7 protein-coding genes are annotated in these 9,527 nt (G+C 71.4%); 1 reads left to right on the forward strand and 6 read right to left on the reverse strand.

Annotated elements, in window-relative coordinates; translation table 11 throughout:
- Positions 1–13: 13 nt before the first annotated feature.
- Positions 14–568, forward strand: a complete 555-nt coding sequence (locus tag GVL05_RS15950; RefSeq protein ID WP_159573767.1) for a YbaK/EbsC family protein — start codon at positions 14–16, stop codon at positions 566–568.
- On the opposite strand, the gene GVL05_RS15955 is transcribed toward GVL05_RS15950, so the two are convergent.
- The 6 genes from GVL05_RS15955 to GVL05_RS15980 all read right to left on the reverse strand — a co-directional run bounded on the left by GVL05_RS15955 (position 569) and on the right by GVL05_RS15980 (position 9,281).
- The gene (locus tag GVL05_RS15955) at positions 569–937 is read right to left on the reverse strand and encodes a VOC family protein (protein WP_123292292.1); all 369 of its coding nucleotides are present in this window, start codon (positions 935–937) and stop codon (positions 569–571) included.
- 19 nt (positions 938–956) lie between these two features.
- The gene (gene hrpA, locus GVL05_RS15960; protein ID WP_159573768.1) at positions 957–4,814 is read right to left on the reverse strand and encodes an ATP-dependent RNA helicase HrpA; all 3,858 of its coding nucleotides are present in this window, start codon (positions 4,812–4,814) and stop codon (positions 957–959) included.
- A gap of 18 nt (positions 4,815–4,832) precedes the next feature.
- Positions 4,833–6,677: a thioredoxin domain-containing protein gene (locus GVL05_RS15965; protein WP_159573769.1), complete on the reverse strand. Its 1,845-nt coding sequence runs from the start codon at positions 6,675–6,677 to the stop codon at positions 4,833–4,835.
- Between the two features lie 90 nt (positions 6,678–6,767).
- Positions 6,768–7,307 carry an ATPase gene (locus tag GVL05_RS15970; protein ID WP_159573770.1) on the reverse strand — a complete coding sequence of 180 codons (540 nt, stop codon included), beginning with the start codon at positions 7,305–7,307 and terminating at the stop codon, positions 6,768–6,770.
- Between the two features lie 2 nt (positions 7,308–7,309).
- Positions 7,310–8,377, reverse strand: a complete 1,068-nt coding sequence (locus GVL05_RS15975; protein WP_159573771.1) for an NAD(P)-dependent oxidoreductase — start codon at positions 8,375–8,377, stop codon at positions 7,310–7,312.
- Positions 8,378–8,408: 31 nt separating this feature from the next.
- Positions 8,409–9,281 carry a sulfurtransferase gene (locus tag GVL05_RS15980; protein ID WP_159573772.1) on the reverse strand — a complete coding sequence of 291 codons (873 nt, stop codon included), beginning with the start codon at positions 9,279–9,281 and terminating at the stop codon, positions 8,409–8,411.
- Between the last annotated feature and the right edge of the window lie 246 nt (positions 9,282–9,527).

A 9,527-nucleotide genomic window follows, 5' to 3' on the forward strand; every position in this document is an offset into this window, starting at 1 on the left:
CTAGGGTGGAGCCATGCCGACGCTCGAACGGGTTCCTGCCCTGACCGCCCCGGGACTGCTGGCCGCACCGGTCGCCGCAGCGCTCGCCACGTTGCCCGCCGATGTCGCAGCACGGATCGAGGCAGCTTCGATCGACCCTGACCTGGCCGACACCGCCGCGTTCTCGGATGCGTACGGCTTCCCGCTCGACGGCGGGGCGAACTGCATCGTCGTCGCGGGCAAGCGCGGCGAGGACGTCCGGTTCGCCGCGTGCGTCGTGCTCGCCCACACCCGCCTCGACGTGAACCGTGTCGTCCGGAAGCTGCTCGACGTGCGGAAGGCGAGCTTCGCGCCGATGGACCAGGCCGTGGAGCTGACGGGCATGGAGTACGGCGGGATCACCCCGATCGGGCTCCCCTCCGACTGGCCGGTGTACGTCGATTCCCGCGTGCTCGATGCACCGGACGCGGTGATCGGGGCAGGCCGCCGCGGCGCGAAGGTGTTCCTGCCCGGCTCCGTCCTCGGAGCGCTGCCGGGTGTGCAGGTCGTCGAGGGCCTGGCGACCGAGGGGCTCGCGACCGAAGCCTGATCAGTCGTTCGGGCGGATGAGGCAGAACGGGTGGCCCGCCGGGTCGAGGTACACGCGGAACGTCGGGGTCGCCGAGCCCGTCGCGGTCGCACCGATCGCCAGGACCGCTGCCTCGCCGTCGTCGAGGTCCTCGACCTTCACGTCGAGGTGGCTCTGCTGCGGGACGAGCTGGCCGGGCCACTCCGGTGCGCGGTAGTCCTCGACCTGCTGGAACGCCAGGAGCGGCCGCTGGTCGGTGAAGGGGAGCGCGACCTCGGCCCAGTCCTCGTCGAAGCCGACGATCTCGCCGCCGAGCAGCTCCGCGTAGAAGCGCGCCAGGCCGCGAGGGTCTGCGCAGTCCAGGACCACCATGTCGAGTGTGCCGATCATGGCCGTCACGGTAGACCGATCAGCGCGCTGCGGTCAGGGCCTTCGTGATCCGCTGCAACGACACCGTCTCGGCGGTGCCGAGTTCCTGCGCGAACAGGCTGAGGCGGAACTCCTCGAGCATCCACCGCGCGTGCACGAGCTCGGGGTGCGAACCGACTGCCGGAGGGAAGGCCCCGCCGGCGTCGACGTAGCGGTCGGTCGCGACGGTGACCTCGCGCATCCACGTGGCATCGCGCCCGGGGTTCTGCAGCAGCTTCTGCACGCGCGCCTCGATGCCCTGCAGGTAGACCCGGATGCGCCGGAGCCGGTCGGTCCCGGCGACGGAGACGAACCCCGGGGAGACGAGACGCTCCATCTGCTGGCGCATGTCCGTCAGCGCACCGAGCAGGGACATCGAGTTCGCCTGCTTGAGTGCTCGTTCGGCGGACCGTTGGGCGAGGAGCACGGCAGCGAGCTCGGACACCGCCGTGAACATCGTGTCGACGACCGTCGCCGACACGGAGTCACGAACCGCTTCGAACGCGGCCTTCGTGAACACGAGCCCGTCCGGGTGAGCGCGACGGATCACCGCGTCGACGACGGCCGCGAGCACGTCGTCGAAGAGTGCGTTCGTGGAGGCGTACGGGCTCGACGCGAGTGCGAGCTTCTCCTGCGCGGTCAGGTGCGACTGGATGTACGACACCGGCGACGGCACCGCGAGCATCACCAGGCGACGGACCCCGGCGGGCATGCGCACCTGCCGGTCGGACGGCGTCGCGAGCAACTGCACGCCGACGGTCGCCTTCGGGCCGGAGCCCTCCTCCACCAGGGACGGGTAGGCGCGGATGACACCACCGGCCTGCTTGGTGTCGAGGGTCTGCGGCAGGTCCTGGGCCGGCCACGTGGTGAGGCCGGACTGTTCCACCCCGGCTCCGCCACCGGCGGCGGCGACGCGAGCCGCGCCTCCTGGCTGTCCCGCAGCCCGCACCGTGGCGGAGGCGACACTCTGCTGCGTGCGGTCCTTGAGCTTCGTCTGCAGGACCGACAGGTCCTTGCCGGCCTCGACCCGCCGACCACGTTCGTCGACGACCGCCCAGGTCGGCAGCAGGTGCGACGGCACGCGGGCCAGGTCGAAGTCGGACTCCGACACCGGGACGTAGGTCATGCGCTGGATCGCCTTGGCCAGGGTCGCGCGGAACGACTCGGTCGGCTCGGTCGGGGCGTCGTCCGGCAGTTCGGCGACGATCTTCTCGGCCCAGTCGGCGGCGGGTACGACGTTCTTGCGGATCTGCTTCGGCAGCGACTTGATGAGGGCGGTCACGAGCTCCTTGCGCAGGCCGCGGACCTGCCAGTCGAAGCCCTCTTCGCGCATGCGGGGGAGCAGTGCGAGCGGCACCTGCACGCTGACACCGTCGTCCTGCGCGCCCGGCTCGAAGCGGTACTGGATCGCGAGTCGCTGGTCGCCGCTCCGCCATTGGGTCGGGTACTCGACGTCGTCCTCCGCTGCTTCGGCAGCGGATTCGTCCAGGAGGTCCGCCCTGCGCATCGTGAGCAGGTCCGGCTGGTCGCGGCGCGTCGTCCGCCACCACCCCTCGAAGTCGCGGGTCGTCGCGATGTCGGCGGGGATGCGGGCGTCGTAGAACTCGTAGACGTTCTCGTCGTCGAGCAGGATGTCGCGCCGGCGCGTGCGCTCCTCGAGCTGCTCGAGTTCCTTGCGGAGCTTCCGGTTGGCACGGTCGAACGCCTGCTGCGACTCCCACTCGCCCTCGACCAGGGCGTGGCGGATGAAGAGCTCGCGCGAGTGCTCCGGGTCGATCCGGGCGTACTGCACGCGGCGCCGCTGCACGATCGGCACGCCGAAGAGGGTCACGCGCTCGTACGCGACGACCGCGCCCTGTTTCTTCTCCCAGTGTGGCTCGCCGTAGGTGCGCTTCAGCAGGTCACCGGCGAGGGGCTCGACCCACGCGGGGTCGATCCGGCCGACGGTCCGTGCGAACAGTCGACTGGTCTCGACGAGCTCGGCCGCCATCACCGCGTCGGGCTGCTTCTTCGCGAGCACACTGCCCGGGAACACCACGAACCTGGTGTTCCGCGAGCCGAGGTAGTCGCGCTTCTCGCGGTCGCGCAGCCCGATCTGGCTGAGCAGACCGGCGAGCAGGGACCGGTGCACCGCGTCGCCGTCGTCGGAGCGGGACTGCCCGACCCGGACATCGACCTGCTTCGCGGCGCGGGAGAGCTGGCGGTACAGGTCCTGCCACTCGCGGATGCGCAGGTAGTTGAGGAACTCGGCCTTGCAGAGCCGGCGGAACGCGCTCGACGACAGCTCGTCCTGCTTGTCCTCGATGTAGTTCCACAGTGCGAGCAGGGTGAGGAAGTCGCTCGTCGGGTCGGCGAAGCGGGCGTGCATCTGGTCGGCGTGGGCGCGCTTCTCGAATGGGCGTTCGCGGGGGTCCTGGATGCTCAGGGCGCTGACGACGGCGACGACCTCGCGACCGACGCCCTGCCGTCCGGCCTCGAGCACCATCCGGCCGAGCCGTGGGTCGATCGGCAGCCGGGTGAGCTGTCGTCCGGACTTGGTGATCCGGCCGTCCTTGTCGACGGCGCGGAGTTCGCGCAGCAGGTCCAGGCCGTCCTTCACGCCGCGGGAGTCCGGTGGCTGCAGGAACGGGAACGACTCGATGTCGCCGAACCCGAGCGAGATCATCTGCAGGATCACCGCGGCGAGGTTCGTCCGCAGGATCTCGGGGTCGGTGAACTCGTCGCGACGCTCGAAGTCGTCTTCGGAGTAGAGCCGGATCGCGATGCCGGCGCTCGTGCGGCCCGCTCGACCCGAACGCTGGTTGGCGCTGGCCTGCGAGATCGCCTCGATCGGCAGCCGCTGCACCTTGGCGCGCGGGGAGTACCGCGAGATGCGGGCGGTCCCGGTGTCGATGACGTACTTGATGCCGGGTACCGTCAGCGAGGTCTCGGCGACGTTCGTGGCGAGCACCACGCGTCGGCGGATCCCCGGCGTGGTGCGTCGGTCGAAGACGCGGTGCTGGTCGGCGGCGGAGAGCCGGCCGTACAGGGGCAGGACCTCGGTGCCCTGGTAGCGCTTGCCCTCGATTGCGTCCTGCGCGTCGCGGATCTCGTTCTCGCCGGACAGGAACACGAGCACGTCGCCGGGTTCTTCGCGCGCGAGTTCGTCGAGTGCGTCGGTGATCCCCTGCAGGGTGTCGCGGTCGTCGGCGCCGTTCGCCCCGCCGCGGTCGGCCGTGCGCGAGTCGGTCTCGTCGTCCTCGTCGGTGTCGTCGGCGTCCTCGGACACGAGCGGACGGTACCGGATCTCGACGGGGTAGGTCCGCCCGGAGACCTCGATGATCGGGGCGTCGCCGAAGTGCTTCGAGAAGGACTCGGGGTCGATCGTCGCGCTCGTGATGATGAGCTTGAGGTCAGGGCGCCGCACCAGGAGCCGCTTGAGGTAGCCGAGCAGGAAGTCGATCGTGAGCGACCGCTCGTGCGCCTCGTCGATGATGATCGTGTCGTACCGCTTCAGGTCGCGGTCGAAGTGGATCTCGTTCAGCAGGATGCCGTCGGTCATCAGTTTGATGCGGGTGTTCGACGACACCTTGTCGGTGAACCGGACCTGGTAGCCGACGAGGTCGCCGAGGTCGCTGCCGAGCTCTTCGGACACGCGCTCGGCGATGGTGCGAGCGGCGATCCGGCGGGGCTGGGTGTGCCCGATGTGCTCACGCCCCAGCTCGAGGCAGATCTTCGGCAGCTGGGTGGTCTTGCCCGAGCCGGTGGCCCCCGCCACGATGACGACCTGGTTGTCACGGATGGCGGCCGCGATGTCGTCCCGACGCTGCGAGACCGGCAGTTCGGGCGGGTACGTGATGACTGGCGGCGTGGGAGACATGAGCATTCCAGGATACCGTCACGCCGCCGGTGCTGCGAGTCCGGCGGCCAGGTCTCCTGCGGACCGAGCGGGCAGGGCGCACACGCGGTCGTGGCAGACGTACGCAGCCGGGTCGAGTGCGTCCCGTGCCTCGAACAGTTCGAACCCCGCAGCTGACCACTCCGCAGCCTGCGTCGGGGTCACACGAGCGATGACCGTGCCGAGTCGGCGCGCGGCGCGGACGGCATCGCGGAGTGGGTCGTGCGGGTCCGACGTCACGACCACGACCTCGCGCGAGGGCCGTTGCAAGCCGAGTGCGACACCGAGGGCGTCGGCGTGCCCGAGCGGTCGCTCGGTACCCGTCGTCGCGCGGTCGGCCACCAACCGCGCGGCCGCCGTCCGGTACGCGGAGTCGCCGGTCAGCGCCGCGAGGCCGGCTGCCGCTGCGGCCAGCGCCACCGTGCCGGAGCGCATCGCGGTCTGCGGCTGTTCCCCGGTTGCCGTGCCCGCTCCGGCGAGCACGGCGTCGACGTCGAACCGGTTCGCCAGGCCGTCGTCGACCAGGGCACGAGCCGTCACGGCGTAGGTGACCTCGCCGGTCACCAGGGCGAGCTCGAGCAGACCCTCGGCCAGCAGCCCGACGTCCTCGATGGTCGCCGGTGCTGCTGACGCGCCGCGAGGCGTGCTCGAGCGGACCACGACGTGCCCGTCACGCACGTGCGACCGCAGCAGCGCATCGGCCGCATCCCGGGCGATGCCGATCATCTCCGGGTCGTCGTGGCGGTCACCGGCGATCGCGAGTCCGCGGATCGCCAGGCCGTTCCAGCCGGTCAGGACCTGGTCGTCGAGTGGTGGCGGCTCGAGGAGCGCGCGCTCCGACAGCGGCCGTCGGTACCACTCGCCCTCCACCCGCTGGCCGTCGATCGTGGACTCGCTGTCCTGCGCGGCGACGAACGCCCCGTCGTCCTGCCGCAGGGTGTCGCGCAAGAAGTCCGCGATGCCGCGCGCCTGTTCGGCACCGGCGACCGCGAGGAGTCCGGCGTTGTCGTAGAGCATCCGCTCGTAGTGCGGCACGCTCCAGTCGCGCTTGGTGGCGTACCGGAAGACACCGCCGTCGGCATCGGTCAGCTCGGAGGCCCGGATCGCATGGAGCGACCGGTCGAGCAGGCCGTCGGCCTCGGCATCGCCGTCGCGTGCTGCATCGGCGAGGAACTCCAGCAACGGCGTGCTCGGGAACTTCGGGGCGCCACCGAAACCCCCGTAGGTGGTGTCCTCGGCCTGTGACAGCTGACCGGTGACGGCCCGGATGCTGTCGACGGACGGGAGGCGCGGGTCGGCTCCGCCAGGACCGTCGCCGGCGCGGGCGGTCGCGTCCGCCGCGGCCCCCTGCCGGATCGCCGTCGCGATGGCCGCGGCGTTCGCGTCGACTTCGTGCCGCCGCTCGGTCCACGCGTCGAGCACCGCCGCCAGGATCTGCCGGAACGCGGGCACCTGACCGACGGGGGTCGGCGGGAAGTAGGTGCCGGCGAAGAACACGTGACCCTCGGGCGTCAGGAACGTGGTCAGGGGCCACCCGAGCTGCTGGGTGAACGCGCTCGCCGCGGCCATCAGGCTGGCGTCGACGTCGGGACATTCTTCGCGGTCGACCTTGACGGCGACGAAGTCCTGACGGAGGAGTGCGCCGATCTCCGGGTCCGCGAAGCTCTCTCGTGCCATGACATGGCACCAGTGGCACGTGGCGTAGCCGACCGACACCAGGACCGGGACGCCGCGCTCACGTGCCTCGGCGAAGGCTTCGGGGCCCCACTCGCGCCAGTCCACGGGGTTGTCGGCGTGCAGCCGGAGGTACGGGCTGACCGAGGTGCCGAGTCGGTTGTCGTTCATGGCTCCAGCGTGCCCCGTGGTGACTGAGCGGGCCAGCGACGGGCGCGATCTGTGGACGGATCGCGGAGTCCACAGGCCGCAGCGGGACGGTCAGCGGGGGAGCCACCCCGTCAACGCGGCGAGACGCTGTGCGACCTGGGTGGGGGTGAGACCGTCCGTGTCCACCCGGGTGACCGTGTCCCCGGAAGCCGAGTCGAGCCTCCCGGCCGTCCGCGTGCTGTGCGCGAGCTGCGCCTGCGGGACGTCGCCACCCGACCGTCGGGCCAGCCGCTCGGCGGTGGGACCGTCCGCCGCGCGCAGCAGGACCGTCGTGACCACGGGGTCGTCGCCCATGGCGGCCGCCAGACGCCCGTGTTCGAGCACGGAAACGGTGTTCGTGTAGACCAGCCGGTGGTGGCCGAGCTCGCGGTAGGACGTCCACAGGGCTGCGAGGTTCCGCTCCGCGAGCCGCGCTTCGGGGTGCTCGACGTGCGGTGCCGGGTGCGCCAGGTCGAGCAGGTCGCCCTCGATCACCGCGTGGCGCACGTCCGCGGCGACGAGCAGGTCGTGCAGCGCCTCGGCAGCGGTGGACTTGCCGACACCGGACCGCCCGCCGATGAACAGGACCTCGGAGCGGGGCGTGCTCGGCACCGTCACCCGAGGCCCAGCGACAGGAGCGCGAGGGCAGCGTCCTCGGGGCCGTAGTCGAACATGCGCTCCCAGAACGGGTCGTCGGCCCACGGCACGTCACCGTCAGCCGGTGTGGACTGCGCCGTCTCCACCAACCAGTCGAGTTCGGGCAGGACCGCGGCCGCGAAGGTCGGCGGCTGCCACCCGAGCGCCCGTGCCGCCGTCGTGTCGAGGACGAACGGTGACGGCGACGACCACGGGGTCGTGCCGACGAAGGCAGGGGCGTCCGCGTCGAGCAGGACCTCGTCGAACCGGTGGTCGAGGTGCCCAGCGATCGTCCGCACGATCTCGAGCGCCGTCGGAGCGGAGTCGTCGGCGACGTTGAGGATGCGCCGGTCCGGAGCGTCCGCGACCAGGCGGACGAGCGAGCCGATGCCGCTCGCCGCCGTCGTGTGGTCCACGCCGCGGCCGAGGTCCGCGAGCAGGATGCGTTCGCGGCCATCGAGGACCCGGCGGACCACGAACCACTCGCGCGGACGGCCGATGCCGACGCCGTACACCTTCGACGGGCGCAGCACCGTGACCGGGGCGCCGTGGTCGAGCAGCACCTGCTCGGACGCCACCTTCGCCACGCCGTAGCCGTCACGGCTGGTCGGGTCGCCGTCGCCCGCGGTGACGGTCGGCTGGATCTCGGTGACCGCGGCGCCGAAGACCGGCTTGTCCGTCGAGTTCGCGTGCCGACCCTGCTCGTCGACGTAGACCGCACGCGAGGAGACGAACACGGTGGACCCGACGTCATCGAGGAACGGCAGGAGCTGCGTCGCGTCGTCGCGGGGCAACCCCACGGTGTCGACGAGCAGGTCCGCGCCGGGGCGGAGCAGGTCGCGCAGGGTGCTCGTGTCGCGGCGGTCACCCGCGGTGAAGGTCGCGCCGCGGGCGGTGAGGGAATCGGCTGCCGGGCCTCCGCGGCGGGCGAGGACGTCGACCTGCCAGTCGTCGCCGCCCCGCCCGGAGGCGTCGAGGAGTTCACGCGCGACGGCCGAACCGATCCCGCCGGTACCGCCGAGGATGACCGCGCGTCTGGAGCTCATGCGCCAACGCTAGCCGGGACGCGCGTCGTCGTCAGGACGCCAGGGCCTCGGGCTCGTGCCGCCACCAGTCCAGCAGCGAGCCGTCGTACACGGTGACCTTGTCGTGGCCGAGCACGGTCAGCGCCAGGGCATCGACGCACGCGGCGCTGCCGACCCCGCAGTACGTCACGATCTCGTCCTCGCCGACGACCGCGGCGAACGCCTCGGCGAGCTTCGGCCCGCGCAGGTACGCGTTGGTGTCCGGGTCGACCAGGGTGTCCACGGTGATCGGGGTGCTCCCCGGGATGATCGGCGGGTGGTCGTCGCCGAGGGCCGCTGCGGGCGCCGCGAACACCAGTGCCGCGGGCTGTTCACCCGTCACTGCTCGGCGGACACGGGCGTGGTCGGCCCAGAGCGGGCGTTCCTCACCGGCGAGGAAGGCGCTGTCGTCGTCGGGCGCCTTCGCCGGCGATGGTGCCTGGCGCAGTGCACCGACGCGGACCGGCCGGCCCTCGTCGCGCCACTTCGTGAACCCGCCGTCGAGGACCGCGACCGAGTCGAAGCCGAACGACCGGAAGATCCACCACAGCCGCGCCGACCACTCGCCGACGCTGTCGTCGTAGACCACGACCGTCGAGGTGTTCGTGACGCCGAGGTCGCCAGCAGCTGCCTCGAACCGCTCGGCACTCGGGCGGGTGAAGGGCACCTCGGCGCCCGGCGTGGAGAACGCGTCGACGAGGTCGGCGAAGCGGGCGCCGGGGACGTGCCCGCGCTGCTCGTAGGAGTCGACCGCGGAGTGCCACATCGTCTCGAGGCCGGTCCCCACCGTGTGCACGGAGGCGTCGAGGACGACGAGCTCGTCACCACCGAGGTGGTCGGCGAGCCACTGCGTCGACACGAGCGGCGAGGTCAGGACGGGGGCCATGCCGCACACGATAATGCGGACCTCTGACGGGCGACAGGGAAACCGACACACGGAGCAACCGGGGCGCGTGTGGTGGCTGGTGCGTGCGCATGTTCCGACGATCCACGAGTTGTTCGACCGGTGGTTCGTCGCAACATGCACACGCAATGACTGCGTGTGCATGTTCCGACGATCCACGCGTTGAACGACTCGTGGAACGTCGCAAAACCCGTGCGACCCGGCAACCGCCCCCGCCCGCACCCCAGC

Source organism: Curtobacterium sp. 18060, from assembly GCF_902706105.1.
Classification (GTDB): Bacteria; Actinomycetota; Actinomycetes; order Actinomycetales; family Microbacteriaceae; genus Curtobacterium.